Consider the following 24,143-nt stretch of genomic DNA (forward strand, 5'->3'; position numbering starts at 1 on the left):
AACCCCGGCGTATAGCGGCGGCACGGCGGTAACCGGGGCGTTCAGTTCCCGTTCCCGGCGGCGTTCGCCGGGCCTAGGGATCCGATGCCGGATAATAACGAAGAGCGAAGGCGGAGAGGGCCGAGACCATGACAGCGCCGTCGGCCGGTCGGCTCGTTGCGGTCAGCGTCGTCTCGCTCCTCCTCGTGCTGGGCGCGGGGACCACCGGAATCGTGCTGTCCGGGGCGGACCCGGGCGGCGGGGGCGACGCCGGGGCGTCGGCGGACCGGGCGAGCGCGCAGCCGGGCGGCGTCATCTCGGGGACGGTGAACCTGAGCGACGCCCGGACGACGGTCCTCGGGAGCGGCCCCGGGGACCAGCTCGGTGGGGGTGACCAGAACGCCCGGCCCATCGCGGCCGCCGGCGACGTGAACGGCGACGGCGCCGAGGACCTGCTCGTCGCGGCACCGATGAACGACACGAACGGGAACGAGTCGGGAGCGGTGTACCTGTTCTACGGCCCGGTCGACGACGGGAGCCTGAACGCCACGACCGCCGACGTCACGCTGTACGGGGACGACGCGGGTGACCGCGCGGGGTTCTCGGTGGCCGGCGGCGACGTGAACGGCGACGGACTCAGCGACATCGTCGTGGGCGCGCCACGCGCCGAGCGCCCGCGCGACCCGCCGGAGGGCGGCGGCGCCGTGTTCGTGGTGTTCGGCAGGGACGACGGGGGGCGGAAGAGCGGGCTCCCCGAGCGTGCCAACCTCAGCGAGGTCGGAACCGCGGTGTACGGCGCGGGGAGCGGCGACCGGGCGGGCTGGTCGGTCGCCGTGCCGGGGAACGTCACCGGCGACCCGGCGTCGGATGTGCTCGTCGGCGCGCCGGGCAACGACAGCGGCGGGCTGGCGGCCGGCGCCGCCTACCTGTTCACCGACGAGACGCTCGGCCTCGACGCCGAGAACCGGACGCTTGCGGCGGCGAACGCCACCTACGTCGGTGAGGGCGTCCTCGACCGCGCGGGCTGGTCGGTCGCGGGCGCCGGTGACTTCGACGGCGACGGGCGGCGCGACCTGGTGATCGGCGCGCGGAACAACGATACGACCGTCCCGCTGGCCGGCGCCGCCTACGTGGTCACCGAGAACCGGACGAACCGCTCCTCGCTCGGCGACGCGCGGCTGAAGCTCGCGGGGACCGATTTCGCGAGCGGCGCCGGCTGGTCGGTCGCGGGCGCCGGTGACTTCGACGACGACGGCCACGACGACGTGGTCGTCGGGGTGCCGTTCGACGACGGCGCCGGACGGAACGCCGGGGCCGCGGCCCTCGTCTACGGCGACCCGGAGCGCAACGGGACCCTCCCGCTCTCGGCGGCCAACCTGACGTTCCGTGGCGAGGCGCCGCGCGACCGCGCCGGCTACGCCGTCTCCTCGGCGGGATCGGGCGACATCACCTGCGACGGTGTCGACGACCTGCTGGTCGGCGCACCGGGCAACGACAGCCGTGGCCGCGACGCGGGCGCGGCGTACCTGCTGTACGGCAACGCGACGGCGCCCGACCGGGGGACCCGGAACCTCTCGGCCGCCGACGCCCGGCTGGTCGGCGCGGCGGCGGGTGACCGGGCCGGCGCCGCCGTCGCCGCCGCCAACGACACGAACGGCGACCGCATCGAGGACGTGCTCGTCGGCGCGCCGGGTGTCGACCGGAACGGGCGGGACAGCGGCGCGGCGGCGGTCGTGGCCGGCGAGTGCCCGCCGGACCGCGTCCCCACCCCGACGCCGACGCCGGAGCCCACCCCGACGCCGGAACCCACCCCGACCCCGACCGCGACGCCGACGCCGACGGAGACCCCGACCGCGACGCCGAAACCGTTCACCCCGCAGTTCCGGTTCGACTGCACGGCCGTGACCGTCGTGGCGCGCTCGTACGACACCGTCCGGCTGACGTTCGCCGACGGCGCCCAGGAAACCTTCCGCGGCCGGTTCCGCGGCGACAACGAGTTCGGCGGCACCGGCGACAACGCGGGCAAGGTCGTCCGCGCCGCCGAGGTCCGGCGCGGCGACGACGCCGCCCGCCGCGAGAACCCGAGCCTGGAGCGGTGTCTGGCGACGCCGACACCCACCGCGACGCCGACGCCGACACCCACCGCGACGCCGACGCCGACACCCACCGCGACACCCACCGCGACACCCACACCGACACCCACCGCGACACCCACACCGACACCCACCGCGACACCCACCGCGACACCCACACCGACTCCAACGCCGGAGCTCGCCCCGGTCGATGTCGCCGTCAGGTGTCGGTCCCGAGGGGCGGCGTTGACGGCGAGGAACCCGAACGACGTCCCCGTGCAGGTCGACGTGAGCGGTCCCGGCGATTTCGAGCGCCGCGTGACCGTCGAGGCCGGCGACGAACGGACGTTCGGACCGCTCCGGGACGGCGAGTACACCGTCGTCACGCTCTCGGCGTTCGACGAGAACGTCTTCCGCGTCGGCGAGGAGTCCGTCGAGGTCGACTGTGCGACGCCGACGCCGACAGCGACACCCACGCCCACACCAACGCCGACGCCGACAGCGACACCCACGCCCACACCAACGCCGACGCCGACAGCGACACCCACGCCCACACCAACGCCGACGCCGACAGCGACACCCACACCGACGCTCGACTCGGTTCGCGTCTCGGTCGAGTGCACGACGACAGGGGGCGTGCTGACCGCGAGGAACCCCAACGGCGTCCCCGTACAGGTCGATGTCAGTGGCCCCAGTGACTTCGAGCGCCGCCTGACCGTGCCCGCGGACGACGAGACCACGTTCACCGGATTGCGGAACGGCGAGTACACCGTCGTCACGCTCTCGGCGTTCGACGAGAACGTCTTCCGGATCGGCGAGGAATCCGTCGAGATCGACTGCGCGACGCCCACGCCGACACCGACCGCGACACCAACAGCCACGGCTACGCCCACCGCGTCACCGACGCCGACGCCAACAGCAACGCCCACACCGACACCAACACCGACTGCGACCCCAACGCCCACGCCGACCGCCACACCAACGCCGACGTTGGAGCCGGTCGAGCTCTCCGTCGACTGCACGGCGGAGGGTGGAGCGCTGACTGCCACCAACCCGAACGGCGTCCCGGTCCAGGTCGACGTGAGCGGGCCCGGTGACTTCGAGCGCCGCCTGACCGTCCCCGCGAACGACGAAACGACGTTCACGGGACTCCGGAACGGCGAGTACACCGTCGTCACACTCTCGGCATTCGAGGAGAACGTCTTCCGCGTCGGCGAGGAGTCCGTCGACGTCGACTGCGCGACGCCGACGCCGACCGCGACAGCAACGCCGACGCCAACTCCCACACCGACGCCGACCGCGACAGCAACGCCGACGCCAACTCCCACACCGACGCCGACCGCGACAGCAACGCCGACGCCAACTCCCACACCGACGCCGACCGCGACAGCAACACCCACACCCACGCCGACCCTCGACCCGGTCGACATCTCGGCCGAGTGCGCGGCGACCGGGGGCGCGCTGACCGCGCGGAACCCGAACGGCGTCCCGGTACAGGTCGACGTGAGCGGCCCCGATGACCTCGAGCGCCGCGTGACCGTCCCCGCGAACGACGGGACCACCTTCACCGGACTGGGGAACGGCGAGTACACCGTCGTCACGCTCTCGGCGTTCGACGAGAACGTCTTCCGCGTCGGCGAGGAGTCCGTCGAGGTCGACTGTGCGACACCCACACCGACGCCCACCGCGTCACCAACAGCCACGGCCACACCGACGCCGGAGCCCGTCGCGACGCCGACACCCACCCTGACCCCGGCACCGGTCCCCGGACCGAACGCCGTCGGGTTCGTGGCGTTCTGCTTCCCGTCGGACCAGGTGCAGTCCTCGACGGTCGTCCTGACGGACGTGACGTTCGACGGGGGCGACGTGGAGCGACTGGAGTACGAGGTCGCGGGGCCGGAGCCGACGAACGTCACGCACAAGGCCGGCACGGGCATCTACGAGCAGGCGGGCAACGGCACCGGCACCGTCGTCCAGGGCGTCGGGACACTGGTCGGTCAGACGGGTCGAGACCGGTTCGGCCGGACACCGAACGCCCCCTGTGCGCCGGGACAGGGGATGCTGAAGTTCGAGGACGGAGCGGTCTTCACCGGTTCGAGCGGCCGGTTCCCGGGGAACGGCCCCGGCGACGATGACGTCGTGGTCAGGTTCCCCACGGGAGTGCCGCTACCGCCCGAGAGGCCCTGAACGGGGCGGCGACGCCCAGGTCGTCCCCGACGCCGGGCGAGCCGGGCGACAGTTCGGGGGACCCGGGTCCCCTCGATGGACCCCGGGAATGAGTGGCCCCAACCGGCAGCACTCCGCGGTGGTCGCGCACGGAGCGCGGCGGGGAGCCGGAACGGTAACGCCGAATATGTCGCCCGACGAGAGAGGCCATATGAGCGAGTCGACGCCGGGTGACCACGAGAGCTATCGCACGAACCTCGCCGAGGAACAGACCCGACTGGCCCGGGAGCGGACCATCCTCTCGCACATCCGGACGGGATTCGCCTCGTTCCTCTTCGGCGTCGCCATCTTCGGCCTGTTCGGAGACCTCCCGTCGAATCTCGCGGGCGGATTCTTCGTCCTCGTCGGCCTCGTCTTCCTGGTGACCGGATGGGTCTCCTACGTCAGGAGCAACCGCCGGACGCGCGAGCTGATCGAGGAGTTCGAGCGGCCGTTCCGGCGCTGGTAGTCCGCTCATCCCACGAGGGTCACGCCGATGAGGCTCCCGACACCGTAGGTGAGGAGGGCGGCGACGAGCCCGATACCGACCTGCCGGGCACCCGAGTAGAGGGCGCTCCGGCCAGTCAGGACAGTGATACCCGCGCCGACGACGAACAGCCCGAGGGCACTCAGGAGCAGGCTCGTCCCGACGGCGACGAGCCCCGACAGGGCGAAGAAGGGGAGGACCGGCACGATGGCCCCGAGTGCGAACAGCAGGAACGAGGTGCCGGCCGCCTCCCACGCCGACCCACCCAGTTCCTCTGGGTCGATACCCAGCTCCTCGCGGGCCAGCGTGTCCAGTGCGGTCGCATCGTCGGCCACGAGCCGCTCGGCGAGGGTGGCGGCCTGCTCGGGCGGGAGCCCCTTCGCCTCGTAGATGAGCGCCAGTTCCCGCCGCTCCTCCTCGGGGACCTCGGCGAGTTCGGCCGCCTCGATACCGAGCTGCCGCTGGTACAGTTCACGCGAGCTCTGGACGGAGAGCCACTCGCCCATCGCCATCGACCCCGCGCCCGCCAGCAGGCCCGCGAGGCCCGTGACGAGGATGACCGTCGCGTCGAGTGCGGCACCGGCGACCCCCATCACGAGGCTCAGGTTCGAGACGAGGCCGTCGTTCGCACCGAGGACGGCCGCCCGGAGGGCGTTCCCACTCGCGGCCCGGTGCCGACCCTCCAGGCGGGCGAGCACGCTCCCCTCCACACCCCGTCCGGGAGCGGTCTCGATGGCCGCGAGCAGGCGGTCGTGCGAGCGTTCGTCGGCGACCATCCCGGTCCCCTCGACCTCGGGCTGGGCGGTGTAGCCGTCGCCACCCGTCGCCTCGCCGGCCCGCATCGTGGCGACGACGAGCGTGGCCCCGAAGCGGCGGGCGAGCCACGCGAGGACCCGTGCCCGCCACGAGGGGGCCGCCTCGGTGACGGTCGCGCCAGCTTCGCGGAGCCGCTCGGCCCAGAACGCCGCGTGCTCGCGCTCGGTCGCGGCCAGCCGGCGGTAGACGTCCGCCAGCTGTGGCTGTGACTCCGCGTCCGCCATCGCCTCGTACACCGTGGCGCTGTCGACCTCGTCCTGGCGGTTGCGCCGATAGCGCGCGATGTCGTCGTGTTCGCCCGGCATCGTCGACCGGCTGAGGTTCGACACGAGGGACGATAACGGTACGTGTCCGCCCGCCCCCGCGGCACAACGGCTTCCCGCACGCGGCCCGACGTAGCACGTATGAGCGGGGACGAGACACCCCTCGACGACGGCCACCGCGAGGACCTGCTGACTCGGGTCGAGCGCAAGGGCGCGGTCGTCGGGAGCCGGGTGCCGGAGACGGTCACCATCGGGGACACCGAGGTAGCCCTGCGCGCGTTCGTCCGCGAGACCACGGCCCGGGACACGGTTCCGCCGGAGCAACGCGACCACGTCCGCGCCGTCCTAGAGACGCTCCGCGGCGAACGAGCGGTGCGCAAGGACCGGCTCGAACACGACCGGCTCACGGTCGCCGAGGCGACGGCGCTGGCCGACTCCATCGTCGGCATCGACCGGGCCATCGCGGCGCTCACCGACCTCCGACCGGCCTCGCCCGGGACCGAACGACGCGCCGAACGACTGGCCGAGGACCGGTCCTGGGTGGCATTCCTCCGGCAGCTCCGGGAGTGAGCGGGGCCGGCCTGGGAAGGGATGATGCCACTGGGAGCCGATACATCGACCGATGCGGCCCACCACGCCGACGCGGCAGACCCTCCACCGGCTCGAGGACCGGATCGAGTTCGCCGAGCGGGGCCGCGACGTACTGGAGCGCAAGCTGGAGGCCCTCGTCTTCGAGTTCGGGGATGTCCTCGACCAGTACGAGTCCACCCGCAGCGACCTCGACAAGGCCTACGCGACGGCCCAGTCCGAACTCGACCACGTCCGCGCCGTGGAGGGCGATATCGAGCTCAGGGGAATCGCCCGGGCTCGCAAGCACCACCCCACCATGACCACGGCATCGAAGAACCTGATGGGTGTCAGGGTGCCGCTGTTCGAGCCCCGCGACATCACGGTCGACATCACCGAACACGGGTACGGGCTCGTGGGCACCAGCCCCGTCGTCGACGAGGTCGTCGACGCCTACGAGGCGCTGCTTGAGCAGGTCGTCGTCGCGGCCGAGGTCGCGACGGCGCTCCGGATACTCCTCGACGAGATCGGAACCACCAGACACCGGGTCAACGCCCTCGAGAAGGCGGTACTGCCGGACCTCCGTGCGGAAGCGTCGTACATCCGTCGCCACCTCGCGGAGCGCGAACGCGACGAGCGGGTCCGGCAGAAGTGGTTCAAGAGCGGTGGCGGGGGAACACAGCGACGACGCGGGCGGGGACGCCTGCAGCGACGGCGGGCGGGCGGGGACGAGCAGCCGGACGGACGGCGCGGCGACTAGCCGCGTAGCGCTCGGCCAGCCGCGGGCCCCGCAAGGCGACTCCGGGGAGGCCGACATCGGCGCGACGACTAAGCGCCTGGCGGTCCGATTCCCCCTCATGGTCGTTCCAGTCCCCGTTCGAGAGGTGATGGTCCACGACGTCGTGACGGTCCCGCCGGAGGCACCGGTGAGCGAGGCCATCGAGCAGTTCCGAACCCGTAACATCGGCTCGGTCGTCGTCGAGTCCGAGGGTGCGGTGGTCGGCATCCTCACCGACTCGGACCTCGTCGACCTCCTGGCCTCGGGCGGGTCCGTCGCCGAGCATTCGGTGGCCGACTGCATGACGGCGCCGGTGCGGACCGTCGACATCGAGGCCCCCATCGTCGAGGTGTCCGCGACGCTCCGGGACGCCGGCATCGACCAGCTCCCGGTGCTGGAGGGTGAGCGGCTAGCCGGCCTCGTCTCCGTGGCCGAGCTGTCGGCCTACCTCCCGCAGTGCGTCCTCCGGCAGGTCGAGGCACACCCCGACGCCGACCGCGAGGACTGGCACTACGAGTACCAGGACGAGGGAGCGGAAGGCCTCACCGTCGGCGACCGGGTCCGGTTCTCGAAGGTCGTGGACGAGGCCGATATCGAGGCGTTCGCCCGCATCAGCGGCGACGAGAACCCCGTCCATCTCGACGCGTCGTTCGCCGAGGGGACGCGGTTCGGCCGCCGCATCGTCCACGGGATGCTCGCCGCGAGCCTCTTCAGCGCGGCGCTCGCGCGCCTCCCGGGGCTCGTCATCTACCTCTCGCAGGACGTCCGATTCCTCGCCCCCGTCGACATTGGCGACCGGGTCCGGGTCGAGTGCGAGGTCATCCAGGACCTCGGGCACGGCCGGTACCGGCTCTCGACGACGGGCGAGGACGAGTCCGGGGAGCAGGTACTCGTCGGGGAGGCAGTCGTCCTCGTGGACCCGCTCCCGACCGACGAGGCGGCCCCGGCGGAGGCGTCGGCCGAGACCTGACCCCGCCGGTCGTCCGGGCTGTTGCCGGACGGCGCCTCAGCCCAGCCGTGCCTCCCACTCCTCGGCCGGCATCGACTCCCCGGAGACGCCGTCCGGCCCCTGTTCGGCCAGCAACACTGCGGCCTCGTTCATCACGTCCGCGGGCAGGATCTCGGCCTGCTCGTCGGCGGGCAGGTGGTCCCAGAACCCCGTCGCGACCCGACCGCCAGGGTCGAGGCAGTTGCTGTTGATGCCCGTGTCCTCGTAGTCCAGCGCGAGCGTCTTGTTCAGCCCCTCCAGGCCGTGTTTGGAGGTGTTGTACGGCGCGTAGCCCGGGGCGGCGTACCGGCCCAGCCCCGAGGAGATGTTGATGAGGTTCCCTCGGCCCGCGTCGAGCATGTGCGGGACGACCGCCTTCGTGCAGTGGAAGACGCCGTGGAGGTTCACGTCGATGATGCGCCGCCAGTCCTCGGCATCGATCTCGTGGAGCGGCCGCCCCTCGCCGTAGAGGCTCAGAAGCCCGATGCCGGCGTTGTTGACCAGCGTGTCCACGCCATCCCAGGCGTCGACGACCGCATCGACCGTGCTCGCGACCTGCTCGGGGTCGGTCACGTCCGTGGGCAGGACGAGCGTCTCGCCCGCGGCCTCGGCCGCCACGGCCGCCAGGTCGTCCTCACTGCGCGAGGACAGCGCGACCCGCGCGCCCTCGTCGCTGTAACGCAGCGCCATCTGCCGGCCCAGTCCCGCGCTCGCACCCGTGACCACGATCCGTTCGCCGTCGAGTCGGTCCATGGTCGCCCATCGCCCACCGGCAGGATGAGTGTGTGGGTGGACCGACCCGGTGCCGGGAGCGACGGCCCGTACCGCTCCGCCGTGGGACCCGGCGTCGCGACCGCGATTGGCACCCGGCGGAGCGCCCGTGACCGCACGGGGACAGCCGGTGGAGAAATATAAATCGAAAATGAACAGCTTAGAAATATTATTCGAGCAATTATTTACATTTAAGCCCATTTTAGACGAGTTTTCCAGAGTAATCTACCAGAACCGGATTGATAAATGTTAATATATATTTATATCCAATATATAAGTTCGTAATATTCTTACTTATTCTCCTACGAGCTTGCTATCCCCATTAGCCTTCAGAAACCATTATTAGATGCCAAATAAGACCCATAAATTACTATTAGCCCCATTTCGAAGATGTAGTACCCAGTTCCGAATCCGGTGTCCGGCGGACCTGCCACCGCTGGAGCGGACGGACGCCCGGGCAGGGAGGTCAGTCGCGACCGGGAGCGCACACCGGGCACGCCGCGGCACATCGGAGGCCGCGTCGGGTCACAGTTCGTCGGCGAGGGCCCGGATGCGGTCGAGGTGGACCTCGCCCTCCGTGATGACCGCCTCGTCGTCCAGGGTCACGGTCGGGTCCAGCACCACGCCGTCGAGGTGGATGTCGCACTGGGTCGTCCCGCCGAGGCTCTCGTTGTCGCCGATGGCGAAGTGGACGGTGCCGAGTTTCTTCTTGTCCTCGGCGAGGTTGCCGACGAGGCGGGCGTCGGGGTTCGTCCCGATGGCGAACTCGGCCATGTTGCCGGCGTTCTCGTGGCCGTCCATGATCTCGCGGAGGCGGTCGGCCTCGGTCCCGCCGCGGACCTCGGAGACGAACCCGTCCGTGAACTCGAGTTCGATGGGGTCGTCCAGCAGCCCGATGTTGTCCATCGAGTAGTCGATGACGACGGTGCCTTCGGCGGTCCCCTCGGCGGGCGAGGTCGGCGACTCGCCCGGCGGGAGCGCGGAGAAGCCGTAGTCGTGGAAGAGCCCGTCGAGCGAGAACGCCGGTCGGTCGGTCAGGTCCATCCACACGTCGGTCCCCGCCGGGCTCGTGACGCGCGCCTCGGAGGCGGCGTCGAGCACGTCCCGGACGGCGCCGGTCGCCTCGGCGAGCCACTCGTAGTCGGTGTTGATGCCGCCGTCCAGCATGAGCTCCTCGTCGACCCCGCGGAGGATGACGATCCGCGTCCCGGCGTCGGCCGCGGCGAGGCGGGCGTGCGTATGCGTGATGGAGTGTGTCGTCGCGGTGAACGCCACGTCGGCGGTCTTGAGCGCCTCGGCGGCGACCGCGGGCGGCTCGTTCCCGTGCGCCTCGGTCTCGGGCATGACGAGCAGGTTCGCCGACGCGCCGACGCCGCGGACGGCGGTCGCCAGCGACATCGCCACCGGCCCCTTCCGGCCGTCGGTCAGGACGAGGACCTCCTCGTCGGGCTCGACGGCGGCGAGTTGCGAGACGATGCGCTGTGCGACGCTGCTCAGCTCCAGTTCGATCATCGAGCGTCGATGGGGCGGGGGGCGTCAAATAGTTTCGTCCCGCCGGGAGCCGGGGGGCGGGGCAGCGACTCGCAGCGACAGCGAGGCGAGAGCCCACCCGCTCACAGCACCGGTTCGAGTCCCGCCGCGACCCGGAACAGCCGTCGCTCGTCGAACCGCCGCCCGAGCAGGTGGAGGCCGACGGGGAGCTCGTCGACGGTGCCGCAGGGGACCGTGAGCCCGGGCTGCTCGGTGACGTTCGCGATACGGGTGTTTCCGGTGATGCCGTAGTCGAGGTCGCCGGCGTCCTCGTGGCGCGGGGCGACGATGGGCACGGTCGGCGCGACGACGGCGGCGGCTTCGGCCCCGTCGAGCGCGTCGGCCACCCGCTCGCGGAGTTCCCGGCGGGCCGCCAGGGCCCGGGAGTAGTGCCGGCCGCCGTGGGCGGTGAGCAGCCGCGCACCGGCGAGGATCCGCCCGCGGTAGAACGAGTTGAGTTCGCCGCTAGCTGCCTCGGCGCGCCGGGCGAACCCGACCTGGTCGCGCGACTCGCCGCCACCGCCGCGCCGGAGCGGTACCCCCCCGTCCCGCCAGTACTGCGCGAGTTCGGGGTAGGTGACACAGCCCTTGATGGTGTCCACCCGGTCGAACGCGGGCAGCGACACCTCGGTCACGGTCGCGCCCGCGTCCGCAAGCGAATCGAGGGCGTCGTCGACGTGGGCGGCGACCGACGGAGCGCTCCCCTCGAACGCCTCCGTCAGGCGGACGACGGTCAGCTCCTCGAGCGGAACGGGGTCCTCGGCCGCCGCGGCGTACCCGCCGACCGTGTAGTCGTCGTGTCCGGCCGCGGCCATGCTGGCCGGGTCGCGTTCGGTCTTCCCGGCCAGCGCGTCCAGCGTCGCCGCCGCCGTCTCGACCGTCCGCGAGATGACGCCGACGTGGTCCAGCGAGTACGTGTTCTCCATCACCCCGTCGATGGGGACGACGCCGTAGGTCGGTTTCACGCCGACGAGGCCACAGAGCGCGGCGGGGACGCGGACGGAGCCCCCGGTGTCCGTCCCGAGGGCCACGTCGACCTGCTCCGCGAGGACGGCTGCCGCCGAGCCGCCGGAGGAGCCGCCGGGGAACCGGTCCGTGTCGTCGGGGTGGCTGATGCGCCCGTCGACCGCGACGCCGCGGCCGCCGCCGGCGAACTCGTCGAGGTTGCATTTGGCGGCGATGGTGGCGCCGCCGGCCCGGAGGCGGTCGACGACCGTCGCGTCCTCGTTCGGGACGAACCCCTCCATCACGGCGGACCCGCACTGCATCGGCACGCCCGCCACGGCGATGTTGTCCTTCAGCCCGACCGCCAGGTCCGACAGCGGCCCGTCGTCGGTGGGCGGGACCGAGCAGACGGTGACCAGCGCGTTGTACGGGTCCTCCTCGGCCGTGGGCTCGCGCCAGGACCGGTCACCGGTCGTCCCGGGCGGGTCGAGTCGGACGTCGTACACCTCGTCGAGCGGGCGCAACCGACGGTTCACCCGCTCGACGAGGTCGGCCGCCTCGCGTTCGTCCACGTCGATCCCCCACTCCTCGGCGAGCGACAGCAGGTCGTCCTCGGAGAGCAGCCTCGTGGTTCGTCGCATGCGCCGGGATGGGACTGGTTGCCATATAAAGCTGACCGAGCCCCCACTGGGTTCGTGGGCGCCGCTACCCCCGGGAGATAGCTATTTGTCGCCGCGGCCGGTCGTTCGGGTATGCCGTCGGAAACCACGCCGTCCGCAGCCCTGGCGTCGTTCCTCACCGAACTGCAGTACGCCGCCCTGCCCGACCGGGCGGTGCGACTGGCCGAGCGCTGTTTCGTCGACACCGTGGGCGTGACGCTCGCCGGCGCCCAGGAGGGCGCCGGTGCCGCCGCCCACGCCCTCGCACGGGCCGACGGCTCGGGGCCGGCGACGCTCCTCGGCCGCGAGGGGACGGCCCCGCGGTCGGCGGCCCTCCTCGCCAACGGGACCGCCGGCCACGGACTCGACTTCGACGACGTCTCCTGGGGGATGGACGGCCACCCGAGCGTGACGCTGGTGGCGCCGGCGCTCGCCGTCGGGGAGACGGTCGACGCCACCGGCCGGGAGCTGCTGACGGCGTTCGTCGCGGGGTTCGAGACGGAGTGCCACCTCGCCTCGGCCATCAGCCCCGGCCACTACGAGCGCGGCTGGCACGCGACCTCGACGTTCGGCGTGTTCGGCGCCGCCGCCGTCGCGGCGCGGCTCCTCGGCGCGACCGAACCGGAGACGCGCCACGCCCTGAACACCGCCGCCTCGTTCGCCGCCGGCCTCAAGCGGAACTTCGGGTCGATGACCAAGCCCCTCCACGTCGGCGGCGCCGTCCGGGCGGGCGTCACCGCCGCGACCCTCGCCGCCGAGGGGTTCACCGCCGACGCCACGACCATCGGCGGCGACCGCGGGTTCTGGGACCTCTACGCCGGTTCCGACGGGGTCGGGGACCCGGCGCCGCTCCCGCCGGACCGCTGGGCGCTGCTCGAGGACGGCGTCCACGTGAAGAAGTACCCCTCCTGCTACTTCACCCACACCAGCATCGCCAACGCCGTCGACCTGGCGGCCACCCACGACCTGGCGCCAGGAGATATCGAGCGCGTCCACGTCCGGGCCTCGCAGGGTGCCCTCGACGCGCTCGCCCACGACGACCCCACGACCGGGCTGGAGGCGAAGTTCTCGCTCTCGTACACGGTCGCGGCCGGGCTGGTCCGGGGCGAGGCCGGGCTCGCGGCCTTCGAGGACGACGCGTGGACGGACCCGGCGGTCGATGCCGTCCGGAAGCGGGTCACCTACGAGGCCGACCCGGACCTCCACTACGACGCCCACGAGTCCCACATGCGCATCGAGACGGCCGGCGCGGTCCACGAGCGGACCCGGACCGACCCGCCGGGGACCCACGAGGACCCGCTCGACCGTGCGGAACTCCGCGAGAAGTACGAGACCTGCGCCCGCCGCGCGCTCCCCGAGCCGGCCGTCGAGCGGACGTGGGCGGCCCTGGACGACCTCAGGTCGGTCGGGTCGACGGCGACACTCCTCGACGAGTTCTGAGCCGCCCGGCGACCTCGGCGAGTGCCGACACGCCCGTTCCCGCGGCGAGTCCTGATTCGCCCATGTGCCGTGTTCTCGCACCACAACACTTAGCACGACCCCGCGCCCGCGGGGCGTATGGAGATCCGTCGCGGTACAGAGGCACGTGCGGAGGAGGTCGTCCCGGACGTCCACAACACGAAGCTGGCCGAGGGCGAGCGGATGAACGTCCTGCAGTTCGAGATCGGGCCCGGTGGCTCGGTCCCGCGCCACGACCACCCTCACGAGCAGGTCGGGTACATCGTGCAGGGCCGCCCGACGTTCGTGACCGACGACGGCGAGGTGACGCTGGAACCCGGCGACAGCTACGCGATCCCGGGTGACGAGCCCCACGCCCTAGAGAACCGGACGGACGAGCGGGTCCTCGGGGTCGACGTGTTCAGCCCGCCACGCGAGTTCGCACCGTTCGCCGAGGACTGATGGAGGCCATCGTCTGTACCGACTTCGGCGAGTCGACGGTCCGCGAGGTCGAGCGGCCCGACCCCGGCCCAGACGAGGTGCTCGTCGCCGTCGACCGGGTCCAGTTGAGCGTCACCGAGTGTCGACTCTACCAGGGAGACCCCATCGCCCACCACGAGACCGTCCGAGCGCGCCTCGAGGCCGGCGACGGGCGGCTGTTCGGCCACGAGTTCTGTGCCACGGTCGTCGAGACCGGAGCCGAGGTCGGCGACCTGGCCGCCGGCGACCGGGTGTACGCCCCCGGGAAGCTGCCCTGTGGGTCCTGCCGGTACTGCGAGACGGGCCACGAGGAGTACTGCCCGGACAAGCGCGGTATCGGCTACGACCTCCCGGGGGCACTGGCCGAGTTCGCCGCCCTCCCGGCGGCACCGCTCCGGGCGGTGCCCGACGGCGTCTCGGACGCCGCGTGCGCGGCCCTCCAGCCGTTCGCGAGCGCGCTGCTCTGCGCACTCGAGGCGGATATCTCCCCGGGAGACACCGTCTGTACGGTCGGTACGGGCGTGATGGGGTACGCTTGCGGACAGCTCGCGCTGTCGCTCGGCGCGGGCACCGTCGTCGCCGTCGATGTCGTGCCGGCGAAGCTGGATCGGGCCGCGGACCGGGGGCTGGTTCCCGTCGACGCCCGCGAGTCCGACCCGGTCGCGGCCGTCCGCGAACTGACCGACGGGGTCGGCGCGGACGTGGTCTTCGAGGCCGTCGGCGGCGACCAGTCCCACGGGACCGACGGCGACGGACCGCTCGCCGGGGCGTTCCGGACGGCCCGCAACGGCGGGACCGTCGTCCAGGTCGGCCACGTGGTCGGCGACCTGACGCTCACGCCGCGGCACCTCCGGCTGCGGAACGTCGACTGGGTCAATCCCGCCCGCGGCGTCCGGCAGGTCGGACCGAACGCCGACACGGGCACGCTCGCGGCGGCACTCGTCGCCGACGACCGGGCCGACATCGAGTCGTACGTGACCCACGAACTCGACGGGCTCGCGGCGTTCGAGACCGCCGTCGACATCGGCCTCCACCCGGAGAACTACGACGCACTCGGCCCGGCACAGCTCCGTCTCTAGCGGCGTTCGTGGAGGCACTATACGGACGAACGAGAGGAACCGGCTGCGCAAATTCCTGGCGCGGTCAGTTCCGAATGATGACCAGCACCAGGATGACGGAGATGATGACCAGCGCGAACGCGACCATGAACACGTTCAGCGCGTACAGCGTCGGGTCGAGCCCGACGGCCCCGTAGATGGAGAGGATGACGCCGGAGATGGTCTCGAACTGTCCCCCGAGGACGCTCGCGCGGGGGGCCTCGTTGAGCGAGAGCAGGAACGAGACGAGGAACCCGGAGATGACGCCGTCCATCACCATCGGGAGTTCGACGTCCCAGAACGCCCGGAACTCGTTCGCGCCGAGGTCCTCGGCCGCGGCGACGATGTTCTGTGGCAGGCCGGCCATCGTGGCCAGCACCATCAGGAACGCGAACGGGAAGACGTAGAAGACGTGCGCTGCCGCGACCGTCCAGAACGACAGGGTGATGCCGACCTCGCGGGCGAACACCGCCACGGAGATGGCGTGCGTGTCCCCGGGGACGAACAGCGGGAGCGTCATGAACAGGATGTACGCGTTCTTGTACCTGACGTACCGGTAGAACCGGGCCGCGACGGTGGTCAGGACCGTCGCGATGACCGCCACGGTCAGCCCGAGCTGGAAGGAGTTCACGATGGAGTGGACGTACAGCTCCTGCGTGAGCGCACCCAGGTTGGCCCCGGCGGCCGCCGGGATCGTGTAGACGACCGGCGCCAGGACCGCCGCGAAGACGACCGCGAGGTAGGCGTACAGCAGCCGGGTCCGCCAGACCCCCGGGATGTCGAACGAGAGCAGCCCGCCGCCGGTCTCGGCGTCGGCCTCGGATTTCGTCGCCATGTCAGTCCTCCTCCTCCTGGAAGGCGGTGAACAGTTCGTCCAGGCTCACGTACCGCGTGATGACCACGAGCCCGACGACGTACAGCGACAGCGCGACGACGGTCGTCGCGGCCGCGAAGGGGACGTTCAGCTGCGAGAACGCCCGCTGTGTCATGAGCCCGATGGAGACCGCGTCGGTCCCGCCCAGAACGCGTGGGAAGATGGCCTCACCCATCGACGCCGCGATGACGAACAGCACGCCGACCAGGATGCCCGGGAGCGCCAGCGGGCCGATGACCGTCCGGATGGTCGTCAGCGGCCGGGCGCCGAGGTCCTCGGCGGCCTGCTTCATCTCGTCGTCGATCATCTCCATCGAGAGCCAGCCCGTGAAGATGACGAACGGCATGAACGAGACGAGGGTCCCGATCAGGACGGAGAAGTTGGTGAACAGCAGGAAGCCCAGCGGCTCGTCGATGAGGCCGACCGTGAGCAGCGCCGTGTTGACCACGCCGTCGGCGCCGAGAATCGGCACCAGCAGCAGGATGCGGACGAACGGACTGACGAAGAACGGGACCGCGAAGATGGAGAGGAACACCATCCGCTGGAAGTCCGTGGAGATGAAGCTCACGAGGTAGGCGACCGGGAACGCGAGCACCAGCGCGACGAGCCCGGTCGTGAGTCCCATCGTGAGCGACTGGCCCAGCTGGCCGATGTTCGTGCTGAACAGCGTCTCGTAGGCCGCGAGCGTGAACGCCGGCTCCATCCACAGCCCGGAGCGCTCCCAGAAACTGAAGACGACCAGCGAGAGCAGCGGGACGTAGAACCCCAGGAACATGACTGCCAGTGGGGTCCGGTAGATGGCGTACTTCAGCCCGCCGCGCACCGCGTTCTGGTCGACCATCAGGCTTCGACCTCGAACGTGGAACAGGCCTCCGGCGGCCAGCCGACCGTGATGGTCTCGCCGACCGTGTAGGTGTGCAGGTCGGAGGTGATGACCTCGACCAGCCCACCGCCCTCGACATCGAGCAGCAACTTGGTGGTCTGGCCGCGGTACGCGACCCGGTCGACCGTGCCGCGGAGCTGGTTGGGGTGGGATTCCGGGTGCTCCAGGTCGAAGTCCTCGAGCTTGACGACGCCGCGGACCCGGGCGCCCTCGGAGATGGAATCCATCGACCGCCCGGTGACCACGTCGCCGCTCTCCGGGAGCTCGAACGAGACGTGGCCGTTCTCGACGCTATTGACCGTTCCCTCGAAGTGCGAGGAGTCGCCGATGAAGCGGGCCACGAACTCGGTCGCCGGGTTCTCGTACAGCTCGTACGGCTCGCCGACCTGTTCGAGGTTCCCCTCGTTCATCACCGCGACCCGGTCGGAGATCGAGAGCGCGACGTTCTGGTCGTGCGTGACGTAGACCGCCGTCTGGTCGAGCTCGCGCTGGACCTCGTACAGCTCGTTCTGGAGCTGGACGCGGAGCTGCTGGTCCAGGGAGGCGAGCGGCTCGTCCAGCAACAGCAGCTTGGGCCGGACCGCAAGCGAGCGGGCTAGCGCCACGCGCTGTTGCTCGCCGCCGGAGAGCTGGTCCGTGTCGCGGTCACCGTAGCCCGACAGGTCGACCAGGTCGAGGTACTCCTCGGTGCGGCTGGCGCGCTCGGCCTTCTCGACGCCCTGGCGCTTCATCCCGTACGAGATGTTCTCCGCCACGGTCATGTGGGGGAACAGCGCGAGGTTCTGGAAGACGGTCGAGGTGTCGCGCTCGTACGCCCTCTGGTCGGTCACGTTCACGTCGTCGAGTGCGATGCTCCCCTCCTGGGGCCGCTCGAGGCCGCCGATGCAGCGGAGAAGCGTCGACTTCCCGGAGCCGCTCGGCCCGACGATGGAGAAGAACTCGCCCTCCTCGACGGTGAGCGTGACGTCGTCCACCGCGAGGACATCGCCGTAGCGTTTCGTGAGGTCTGTTACGTCCAGCATGTGCGTTGAGGGGACATGGTTTCTATATGTATATTTATTGATGGTTGCAACGGGAATCGGACCCGGATCAGGCGTTCAGGAACCGGTTCCACTCCTCGAGGTACGTGTCGAGGAGGTCCGGGTTCGGGTTGTTCCAGGCGTGGACCTCGCCGTTGGCGTCGAACCGGGCCTGGCGCTTGTCGAACAGGTCGCGGTTCGCCTGGACCCGCTCCTCCGACCAGTTCTCCTCGGCGTACGCCATACAGTCCTCGACCGGGACACCGGTCGAGAACCCGCGGGTGTCGTTCATCGTCGCCCCGTACTCCGCCGTGAGACTGTACTCTGCGATGCGGTAGAACCCCTCGTCCCGGCCGCGTCCGGGCGCACCCGAGGTCATGTACCAGTGGTCGTCCCACTCGAAGTTGCCCTCGCGCATCGCGGGGTAGCCGATCTCGACACCCTGTGACTGGAGTGCCACGACGGACGGCTCGTAGGCGTACGAGGCGACGACCTCGCCGTTCTGGAGCAGGTTCGAGACGTTGCCGAACGACTGCCAGATGGTCCGGAACTGCCCCATGTCCTTCTGCCCGATGAGGTAGTCGACGACGGCCTTCAGCTGGGCCTCGTTCAGGTTGTTGATCTGGTTGCCCTCGATGTTGTTGATGGCGCTCCACTGGCTGTTCGAGAGCAGGTCCGCGTTGTGGACGTCCGACCGGTCGTTCTCGCGGAGGTAGAGGGCCGTCCAGTGCGGGACGTTCGCGTAGTCGTCGATGATGGCGGTCTGGCCCTGGTACTGGTCGTCGAAGACCACGCCCCAGGAGTCGGGCTCGTCCATCTCGTTCTTGAGGTAGGCGATGCTGTCGGCGTTCCTGGCACTGGGGGCGCCGAGCAGTTTCCCGTCGTAGGTCATCGTGTCGTACAGGTAGCCGTCGTCCTGGAACGGCGCGTCCCGGTTGTCCCAGTTGGGGATGTTCGACGGATCGAACTCGGCGAGTGCACCGCGGCTCCCGAGCAGGTCCTCCATCCCGCCACCGTTGTCCCAGACGACGTCGAACTGCTCCTCGCCGTCACCGGCCACGAACAGCTGGATCAGCTCCGCCGGCGTCGCCGGGATGGACTTCAGGTTCATCTCGACGTCGTACTTCTCCATGAACGTCTTCCCGATGGGGTCCTCCGCCGGGAACCCGATCGTCGGCGCCGCGACGTTGAGGGTGACGGTCCCGCTACCCCCGCCGCCACCGCCGTCACCGCCACCGCCACCGTCGCCACCATCGCCGCCGTCGCCACCGTCGCCGCCGCCGCCGTCACCGCCATCGCCGGTACAGCCCGCAAGCGCGGCTGCACCGGCTACGGTACCGTACCGCAGGAACTTCCGCCGCCCCATCGACCGCCAGTACATCTGTTGCTTCTCTGATTCTTTCATGGGTTTCTGCCCGCGATAAGCTAACGCTTACCGCGCTCGGGTAACCCGTGCGTATCGCCGACACATAAAGATTCGTGTTCACCCCTCCGCCCGGTTCCGTTCGTAGTACTTCGAGACGAATCACATCCATATCCGACCATACAGAGAAGTTATTGATGGTCGTATGTATGGGAACACCGTGAATGCTCTGCTCGATGGCGACACTGCAGTCGTCACGGGAGCGGCGAGTGGTATCGGCCGAGCGACCGCACTCCGGTTCGCAGAACACGGCGCAGCGGTGGTGGTCGCGGACGTTCGAGAGCGCCCGCGGGAGGGCGGCACCACGACCGTCGATCGCATCCGGGCGGCGACCGACGCCGAGGCGGCGTTCGTCGAGTGCGACGTGACCGACCGGTCGGCGGTGGAGCGGGCCGTCGAGGCGGCCGAGGCGTTCGGCGGCGTCGACATCATGGTCAACAACGCCGGCGTGCTCGTCCAGCAACCGTTCCTCGAGACGGACGAGGCGACCTTCGACCGGATGATGGGCGTCAACGTCAAGGGGACCTTCTTCGGTGCCCAGGTCGCCGCCGCCCGGATGGTCGAGCGGGACGGCGGTACGATCATCAACCTCTCCAGCGTCTCCGGGCTGGAGGGTTCGGGCGGTCGCGTGGTCTACTGTGCCTCCAAGGGCGCCGTCCGCCTCCTGACGTACGCGCTGGCCGACGCCCTCGGCCCACAGGGAGTGCGGGTGAACGCCATCCACCCGGGCGCCATCGAGACCGCGCAGGCCCGGGACGACTCGGGTGTACTCGGACAGGACGACTACCTCGAGCGCGTCCCGCTGGGGCGGTTCGGGACGCCCGGCGACGTGGCCGATGCGGCGCTCTACCTCGCGAGCGACCTCTCCAGCTACGTCAACGGCGAGTCGCTGGTCGTCGACGGCGGTCGGTTCACGTCGGGCTAGTACGGGCTCGCGGGGAGCAACTCCGACAGCGGCGCCCGGACCGGCCCGTCCTCGCCCGGAACGATGATCGCCACCTCGGGGACGAACGCGTGGAGTAGCTCCCGGCAGACCCCACACGCTGCGACCACCTCCGCGGGATTGCTCGCGTCGTCGTCCTCGTAGATGACGGCGACGCTCGTCTCGATGTCGGGGTCGCCGGCCTCGACGGCCTTCGCCAGCGCGATGGGCTCGGCGTGGACGTCGGTGACCCCGCCGGTCATGAGGTTGATGCTGGTGTACACCTCGCCGGTCGTGCTCCGCATCGCCGCGGCGCAGCGGTGGCGGCCGGCGACGTGACAGTCGGCGAGTGTGGCCTTCGCGGCGGCGATCAGTTCCTCGTCCTCGTCGGTGAGCGGGTCGGTCCGCATGGGACACGGTTCGCTCCGCGCCGGTATCAAGCTACCCCGGCGACCCGGTTCGGCCCGGTTCCCGTCGAGGCGGGGCGAGACGGGCCCACACGTAGATTTATTAGCGGCGGGCGCTCCGGTAGGCGCGTATGCAGATCAGAGACCTGAGTATCCCCGTCGACGAGGACACCATCGTCCCGCCGGGGTTACCGAGCTTCCGCCAGGGCGGCGTCGTCCGGAACGACGAGTCCGAGGGCTACGAGAGCGACTACATCACCTCGACCATCCACGTCGGGACCCACATGGACGCGCCGCTCCACTTCGACCCCGACGGCATCCCCGCCGGTGACATCGAACTCGAGGAGCTCATCCGGCCGACCAAGCGCGCGGACGTCCGGGACGTGACCGAACCGGAACGGGAGATCACACTGGACGAGGTGCGCGACGCGCTCCCGGCGCCCATCGAGGAGGGGGACTACCTCTTCATCCACACCGGCTGGGCGGACGAGCACATCTACGACAAGTCCTACTATCTAGAGAGTCCCTACTACGCGCCGGAGATCTCCGAGTTCGTCGTCGAGTCAGGCGCCCGTGGACTCATCACCGACACCGCCATCGACTCCGGCGAGCGGGGGTACCCCAACCACTTCACGCTCTGCGAGAACGGGTGCGTCATCGTCGAGAACGTGGCCGACCTGGAGGGGCTCCCCGAGGAGTTCACCACCTGGGTCGTCCCGATCAAACTCGCTCGCGGCGAGGGCGCGCCGGCCCGCGTCTTCCTCGTCGAGGAGGGGCCGTAGCCCCCGACGGGACGGCCACCCCCACCCGACCCGGAGATACAAGTCGGTACTGCGCCTCCGGCCGGTATGGACCTCGAACTGTCCACCATCGACCACATCGGCGCTCCCACCTGGGACGCCGCCACCGCGGCAACGTTCTTCGAGCGGCTCGGCGTCCCAATCGTCCACGAGGAGACGGTGACCGAGTTCAACATCCACGCCGTCTTCCTCGACTTCGACGGCGTCTTCCTGGAGTTCCTGGAGCCGACGGGCGAGGGGCCGGCGAAGACGTTCCTCGAGCGGCACGGCCCCGGGTTCCAGCATCTCGCCTACCGCGTCCCCGATATCGACGCTGCCATGGCCGCCCTCGGGGGCGAGGGCGTCCGGTTCCAGACCGAGGACCCCGTGACCGGTGTCGGTGACTCCCGGGTCGTCTTCGTCGAGGAGGCCGATACGGCGGGGTTCCAGACGGAACTCGTCGAGCGGACGGCACCGGTCGGCGGGAAAGAGTGAAGTCGGGAGGGAGTGAGTCACCAGTCGCCATGCGAGCCTACGTTCTCCCAGCGTTCGGTGCGGCGGACGCCTTCGAAGCGCGCGACATCCCGATGCCGGAACCGGGGCCGAACGAGGTCCGGGTCCGGGTCCACGCGACGAGCGTGAACCCTCTCGACGCCCGCGTCAGGGCCGAGGGCGAGGGACTCGTCGAACTCCCGGCGGTCCTCGGCTACGACGTCTCCGGCGTCGTGGACGCCGTCGGCGCGGGGGTCGAGCGGTTCGACCCCGGTGACGAGGTGTTCTACACGCCCGAGCTGTTCGAGCAGGGGAGCTACGCGGAGTACCACGTCGAGCGGGCCGACATCGTGGCCCACAAACCGCCGAGCCTCTCGCACGAGGAGGCGGCGAGCCTCCCGGTCGTCGCGTGTACGGCCTGGGAGGCGCTGGTCGACCGGGCGGGCGTGCGGCTGGGCGAGACGGTGCTGGTCCACGGCGGCGGTGGCGTCGGGTCACAGGCCGTCCAGATCGCCGCCGCCGCCGGCGCGCGCGTCGTCTGCACCACCGGCCCGGCGTCGGTCGACCTCGTCGCGGACCTCGGCGCCGACCGGGCCATCGACTACCGGGAGACCGACTTCGTCGAGGCACTGGCCGACGACCCCGACGGGATGGACGTCGTGTTCTCGACCGTCGGCGGCGACGCCCTCGAGCGGTCGGTCGAGGTGATGAACGAGACGGGTCGCATCGTCGACGTCGTCGGCGAGGCGGGCGACGTGGGCGGGCCCGCGAAGCTGAAGAACGTCGCCGTCGACTTCATGGCGCTCACGCGGCGTGCCGAGACGCTCGAGTCGGTCGCGCGGCTGGTCGCGCGGGGGCAGCTGGAACCGGTCATCGACAGCGTCCACCCCCTCTCCGAGGTCGGGGCGGCCCACCGGAAACTGGAGGCGGGGGGCCTCCAGGGGAAACTCGTCCTCACTGTGGACGAGTGACGACCGACCGTCACGCCGCCGACCGCGGAGCGCGGGACTGGTGGCCCGAGCGGAACACCGTCCTCGCGCTCTGTGTCCTCGCGTTCTTCAGCACGATGGTCGCGCGGCTGGTCGTCAGCCCGGTCGTCCCCGCGGTCAGGGGCGAGTTCGGCGTCACCGACGGCGCCGTCGGTCTCGCGCTGACGGGGATGTGGATCGCCTACGCGCTCACCCACTACCCCAGCGGCATCCTCGGCGACCGGTTCGGCGAGCGCCGGGTCGTTCTCGGAGCGGTCGGGCTCACCGCCGTCGGCGGGGTCGTCCTCGCGGCCGCACCCACGTTCCCGGTCTTCGGCCTGGTCGCCGTGGTGCTGGGGGCCGCCGCCGGCCTCTACTACCCGTCGGGCGCGAGCCTCCTCTCGAAGCGGTTCACCAACGTCGGCCAGGCCATGGGATTCCACATCGCCGGGGCCTCGCTGGCCGGACTGGTCACGCCGGTCGCCGTCAGCCTCGTCGCGGCCAGGTCCGGCTGGCGGGTCGCCATGTTGCTCGCCCCGGCCATCGCGGTCCCCGTCTGGCTCCTCTTCGCGTGGCGGGTCCGCCCGGCGCCGAGCGGGGATGGCAACGACGCGGACGGGGAGCCCGACGGAACCGCGGACGCAGACGCCGACGGAACCGCGAACGAGGCCGAGCAGCGAGCGGACGGGGAATCCGACACGGGAAGTGCCAGCTCGCGGGGGAGCCTCCGTGGGGTCGTCGGGACGCTCACCCGCCCCGTGATGGCGTACACGGTCGTACTCGCGTCCATCCAGACGTTCGTCTTCTCGTCGACGCTGTCGTTCCTCCCCACGTTCTTCAGGAGCTACCACGAGACCGGGACCGTCCGGGCCAGCCTGCTGTTCTCCCTGTTCTTCGTCACGATGGGGGTCGCCCAGCCGACCGTCGGGCGGGTCTCGGACCGGATCGGCCGGGACGTGACCGCCGCGCTGGCGTTCGGGGTGGCGGCCGTCGGCTACGGGGTCCTCGTGGCGGGCGGCCCGACGGGGCTCCTGGCGGGCGGGGTCGTGCTCGCCGGGCTCGGGCTGAGCAGCGTCGTCCCGCTCGAGTCGAAGTTCATGGACAACATCGCCCGCGGTGACCGCGGGACGGACTTCGGGACCGTCCGGATGACGTACGTCCTGCTGGGTGCGAGCGGCAGTGCCGTGACGGGGAACGTCGCGGACGCGTTCGGGTGGGGGGCGGCGGCCGGCCTGTTCGTCGTTGTGCTCGGTGCCGCCGCGGTGGCCATCGCGCTCAACCGGCTCGGCCCGGGGCTCTGAG

General features: G+C 70.7%; 22 protein-coding genes. 13 read left to right on the forward strand and 9 right to left on the reverse strand.

The features are described 5' to 3' along the window. Positions 1-128: 128 nt before the first annotated feature. Both P2T62_RS21550 and P2T62_RS21555 read left to right on the forward strand, forming a co-directional pair. Positions 129-4,238 (forward strand): hypothetical protein, encoded by a 4,110-nt coding sequence (locus P2T62_RS21550; protein ID WP_276259081.1) that lies wholly within the window; start codon positions 129-131, stop codon positions 4,236-4,238. Positions 4,239-4,428: 190 nt separating this feature from the next. Next, positions 4,429-4,725 carry a DUF202 domain-containing protein gene (locus tag P2T62_RS21555; RefSeq protein WP_276259082.1) on the forward strand — a complete coding sequence of 99 codons (297 nt, stop codon included), beginning with the start codon at positions 4,429-4,431 and terminating at the stop codon, positions 4,723-4,725. A 5-nt stretch (positions 4,726-4,730) separates the two neighbouring features. Here the strand turns inward: P2T62_RS21555 and P2T62_RS21560 are convergent, their stop codons facing one another. Then, complete coding sequence (locus tag P2T62_RS21560) at positions 4,731-5,864, reverse strand: VIT1/CCC1 transporter family protein (RefSeq protein WP_276259083.1); 1,134 nt, start codon at positions 5,862-5,864, stop codon at positions 4,731-4,733. Between the two features lie 99 nt (positions 5,865-5,963). Here P2T62_RS21560 and P2T62_RS21565 point away from each other — a divergent pair, with 99 nt between their 5' ends. The 3 genes from P2T62_RS21565 (at position 5,964) to P2T62_RS21575 (ending at position 8,137) form a co-directional block, all read left to right on the forward strand. After that, a complete protein-coding gene (locus P2T62_RS21565; protein ID WP_276259084.1) occupies positions 5,964-6,392 on the forward strand; it encodes a DUF5788 family protein in 429 nt (142 codons plus the stop codon). 52 nt (positions 6,393-6,444) lie between these two features. Continuing rightward, positions 6,445-7,149, forward strand: a complete 705-nt coding sequence (locus tag P2T62_RS21570) for a V-type ATP synthase subunit D (protein WP_276259085.1) — start codon at positions 6,445-6,447, stop codon at positions 7,147-7,149. Between the two features lie 97 nt (positions 7,150-7,246). After that, a complete protein-coding gene (locus P2T62_RS21575) occupies positions 7,247-8,137 on the forward strand; it encodes a CBS domain-containing protein (protein WP_276259086.1) in 891 nt (296 codons plus the stop codon). A gap of 36 nt (positions 8,138-8,173) precedes the next feature. On the opposite strand, the gene P2T62_RS21580 is transcribed toward P2T62_RS21575, so the two are convergent. The 3 genes from P2T62_RS21580 to P2T62_RS21590 all read right to left on the reverse strand — a co-directional run bounded on the left by P2T62_RS21580 (position 8,174) and on the right by P2T62_RS21590 (position 12,042). Then, on the reverse strand, positions 8,174-8,908 hold the full coding sequence (locus tag P2T62_RS21580; RefSeq protein WP_276259087.1) for an SDR family NAD(P)-dependent oxidoreductase: 735 nt from the start codon (positions 8,906-8,908) through the stop codon (positions 8,174-8,176). Between the two features lie 543 nt (positions 8,909-9,451). Next, the gene (locus tag P2T62_RS21585; RefSeq protein ID WP_276259088.1) at positions 9,452-10,438 is read right to left on the reverse strand and encodes an aminopeptidase; all 987 of its coding nucleotides are present in this window, start codon (positions 10,436-10,438) and stop codon (positions 9,452-9,454) included. A gap of 101 nt (positions 10,439-10,539) precedes the next feature. Beyond that, positions 10,540-12,042, reverse strand: a complete 1,503-nt coding sequence (locus tag P2T62_RS21590) for an amidase family protein (protein WP_276259089.1) — start codon at positions 12,040-12,042, stop codon at positions 10,540-10,542. Positions 12,043-12,153: 111 nt separating this feature from the next. Here P2T62_RS21590 and P2T62_RS21595 point away from each other — a divergent pair, with 111 nt between their 5' ends. From P2T62_RS21595 to P2T62_RS21605, 3 genes are all read left to right on the forward strand, one after another. Further along, positions 12,154-13,500: an MmgE/PrpD family protein gene (locus tag P2T62_RS21595; protein WP_276259090.1), complete on the forward strand. Its 1,347-nt coding sequence runs from the start codon at positions 12,154-12,156 to the stop codon at positions 13,498-13,500. 117 nt (positions 13,501-13,617) lie between these two features. Then, entirely contained in the window at positions 13,618-13,959 is a 342-nt protein-coding gene (locus P2T62_RS21600) for a cupin domain-containing protein (protein WP_276259091.1), read from the forward strand. After that, positions 13,959-15,056 (forward strand): zinc-dependent alcohol dehydrogenase, encoded by a 1,098-nt coding sequence (locus P2T62_RS21605; RefSeq protein ID WP_276259092.1) that lies wholly within the window; start codon positions 13,959-13,961, stop codon positions 15,054-15,056. Before P2T62_RS21600 ends, P2T62_RS21605 begins: the two co-directional genes overlap by 1 nt. A 64-nt stretch (positions 15,057-15,120) precedes the next feature. Here P2T62_RS21605 and P2T62_RS21610 read toward each other — a convergent pair whose 3' ends face one another. The 4 genes from P2T62_RS21610 to P2T62_RS21625 all read right to left on the reverse strand — a co-directional run bounded on the left by P2T62_RS21610 (position 15,121) and on the right by P2T62_RS21625 (position 19,255). Further along, positions 15,121-15,909 carry an ABC transporter permease gene (locus P2T62_RS21610; protein ID WP_276259093.1) on the reverse strand — a complete coding sequence of 263 codons (789 nt, stop codon included), beginning with the start codon at positions 15,907-15,909 and terminating at the stop codon, positions 15,121-15,123. 1 nt (position 15,910) lies between these two features. Further along, complete coding sequence (locus P2T62_RS21615; RefSeq protein WP_276259094.1) at positions 15,911-16,789, reverse strand: ABC transporter permease; 879 nt, start codon at positions 16,787-16,789, stop codon at positions 15,911-15,913. Further along, the gene (locus P2T62_RS21620; RefSeq protein WP_276259095.1) at positions 16,789-17,853 is read right to left on the reverse strand and encodes an ABC transporter ATP-binding protein; all 1,065 of its coding nucleotides are present in this window, start codon (positions 17,851-17,853) and stop codon (positions 16,789-16,791) included. The genes P2T62_RS21615 and P2T62_RS21620 overlap by 1 nt, the downstream gene beginning before the upstream one ends. 67 nt (positions 17,854-17,920) lie before the next feature. Then, positions 17,921-19,255: an ABC transporter substrate-binding protein gene (locus P2T62_RS21625; protein WP_276259096.1), complete on the reverse strand. Its 1,335-nt coding sequence runs from the start codon at positions 19,253-19,255 to the stop codon at positions 17,921-17,923. Between the two features lie 163 nt (positions 19,256-19,418). Here P2T62_RS21625 and P2T62_RS21630 point away from each other — a divergent pair, with 163 nt between their 5' ends. After that, entirely contained in the window at positions 19,419-20,198 is a 780-nt protein-coding gene (locus P2T62_RS21630) for an SDR family oxidoreductase (protein WP_420028400.1), read from the forward strand. Here the strand turns inward: P2T62_RS21630 and P2T62_RS21635 are convergent. Then, positions 20,195-20,605 carry a cytidine/deoxycytidylate deaminase family protein gene (locus P2T62_RS21635; protein ID WP_276259098.1) on the reverse strand — a complete coding sequence of 137 codons (411 nt, stop codon included), beginning with the start codon at positions 20,603-20,605 and terminating at the stop codon, positions 20,195-20,197. The genes P2T62_RS21630 and P2T62_RS21635 overlap by 4 nt on opposite strands. Before the next feature lie 128 nt (positions 20,606-20,733). On the opposite strand from P2T62_RS21635, the gene P2T62_RS21640 reads away from it, so the two are divergent. The 4 genes from P2T62_RS21640 (at position 20,734) to P2T62_RS21655 (ending at position 24,142) form a co-directional block, all read left to right on the forward strand. Further along, a complete protein-coding gene (locus tag P2T62_RS21640; protein WP_276259099.1) occupies positions 20,734-21,384 on the forward strand; it encodes a cyclase family protein in 651 nt (216 codons plus the stop codon). A gap of 66 nt (positions 21,385-21,450) precedes the next feature. Further along, positions 21,451-21,876 (forward strand): VOC family protein, encoded by a 426-nt coding sequence (locus P2T62_RS21645; RefSeq protein WP_276259100.1) that lies wholly within the window; start codon positions 21,451-21,453, stop codon positions 21,874-21,876. A gap of 29 nt (positions 21,877-21,905) precedes the next feature. Continuing rightward, positions 21,906-22,844 carry a zinc-binding dehydrogenase gene (locus tag P2T62_RS21650; RefSeq protein ID WP_276259101.1) on the forward strand — a complete coding sequence of 313 codons (939 nt, stop codon included), beginning with the start codon at positions 21,906-21,908 and terminating at the stop codon, positions 22,842-22,844. After that, a complete protein-coding gene (locus tag P2T62_RS21655; RefSeq protein ID WP_276259102.1) occupies positions 22,841-24,142 on the forward strand; it encodes an MFS transporter in 1,302 nt (433 codons plus the stop codon). Before P2T62_RS21650 ends, P2T62_RS21655 begins: the two co-directional genes overlap by 4 nt. Position 24,143: the final 1 nt, after the last annotated feature.

The sequence above is a fragment of the Haloglomus litoreum genome (assembly GCF_029338515.1).
GTDB classification, from domain to species: domain Archaea; phylum Halobacteriota; class Halobacteria; order Halobacteriales; family Haloarculaceae; genus Haloglomus; species Haloglomus litoreum.

What these genes read in the sequence shown, in the direction of transcription:
- P2T62_RS21630 (WP_420028400.1), top strand. Translation starts at nt 19,419, where the DNA reads ATGTATGGGAACACCGTGAATGCTCTGCTCGATGGCGACACTGCAGTC.
- P2T62_RS21570 (WP_276259085.1), top strand. Translation starts at nt 6,445, where the DNA reads ATGCGGCCCACCACGCCGACGCGGCAGACCCTCCACCGGCTCGAGGAC.
- P2T62_RS21585 (WP_276259088.1), bottom strand. Translation starts at nt 10,438, where the DNA reads ATGATCGAACTGGAGCTGAGCAGCGTCGCACAGCGCATCGTCTCGCAA.
- P2T62_RS21635 (WP_276259098.1), bottom strand. Translation starts at nt 20,605, where the DNA reads ATGCGGACCGACCCGCTCACCGACGAGGACGAGGAACTGATCGCCGCC.
- P2T62_RS21620 (WP_276259095.1), bottom strand. Translation starts at nt 17,853, where the DNA reads ATGCTGGACGTAACAGACCTCACGAAACGCTACGGCGATGTCCTCGCG.
- P2T62_RS21625 (WP_276259096.1), bottom strand. Translation starts at nt 19,255, where the DNA reads ATGAAAGAATCAGAGAAGCAACAGATGTACTGGCGGTCGATGGGGCGG.
- P2T62_RS21555 (WP_276259082.1), top strand. Translation starts at nt 4,429, where the DNA reads ATGAGCGAGTCGACGCCGGGTGACCACGAGAGCTATCGCACGAACCTC.
- P2T62_RS21615 (WP_276259094.1), bottom strand. Translation starts at nt 16,789, where the DNA reads ATGGTCGACCAGAACGCGGTGCGCGGCGGGCTGAAGTACGCCATCTAC.
- P2T62_RS21610 (WP_276259093.1), bottom strand. Translation starts at nt 15,909, where the DNA reads ATGGCGACGAAATCCGAGGCCGACGCCGAGACCGGCGGCGGGCTGCTC.
- P2T62_RS21580 (WP_276259087.1), bottom strand. Translation starts at nt 8,908, where the DNA reads ATGGACCGACTCGACGGCGAACGGATCGTGGTCACGGGTGCGAGCGCG.
- P2T62_RS21590 (WP_276259089.1), bottom strand. Translation starts at nt 12,042, where the DNA reads ATGCGACGAACCACGAGGCTGCTCTCCGAGGACGACCTGCTGTCGCTC.
- P2T62_RS21575 (WP_276259086.1), top strand. Translation starts at nt 7,247, where the DNA reads ATGGTCGTTCCAGTCCCCGTTCGAGAGGTGATGGTCCACGACGTCGTG.
- P2T62_RS21550 (WP_276259081.1), top strand. Translation starts at nt 129, where the DNA reads ATGACAGCGCCGTCGGCCGGTCGGCTCGTTGCGGTCAGCGTCGTCTCG.
- P2T62_RS21605 (WP_276259092.1), top strand. Translation starts at nt 13,959, where the DNA reads ATGGAGGCCATCGTCTGTACCGACTTCGGCGAGTCGACGGTCCGCGAG.
- P2T62_RS21560 (WP_276259083.1), bottom strand. Translation starts at nt 5,864, where the DNA reads ATGCCGGGCGAACACGACGACATCGCGCGCTATCGGCGCAACCGCCAG.
- P2T62_RS21565 (WP_276259084.1), top strand. Translation starts at nt 5,964, where the DNA reads ATGAGCGGGGACGAGACACCCCTCGACGACGGCCACCGCGAGGACCTG.
- P2T62_RS21595 (WP_276259090.1), top strand. Translation starts at nt 12,154, where the DNA reads ATGCCGTCGGAAACCACGCCGTCCGCAGCCCTGGCGTCGTTCCTCACC.
- P2T62_RS21645 (WP_276259100.1), top strand. Translation starts at nt 21,451, where the DNA reads ATGGACCTCGAACTGTCCACCATCGACCACATCGGCGCTCCCACCTGG.
- P2T62_RS21650 (WP_276259101.1), top strand. Translation starts at nt 21,906, where the DNA reads ATGCGAGCCTACGTTCTCCCAGCGTTCGGTGCGGCGGACGCCTTCGAA.
- P2T62_RS21600 (WP_276259091.1), top strand. Translation starts at nt 13,618, where the DNA reads ATGGAGATCCGTCGCGGTACAGAGGCACGTGCGGAGGAGGTCGTCCCG.
- P2T62_RS21640 (WP_276259099.1), top strand. Translation starts at nt 20,734, where the DNA reads ATGCAGATCAGAGACCTGAGTATCCCCGTCGACGAGGACACCATCGTC.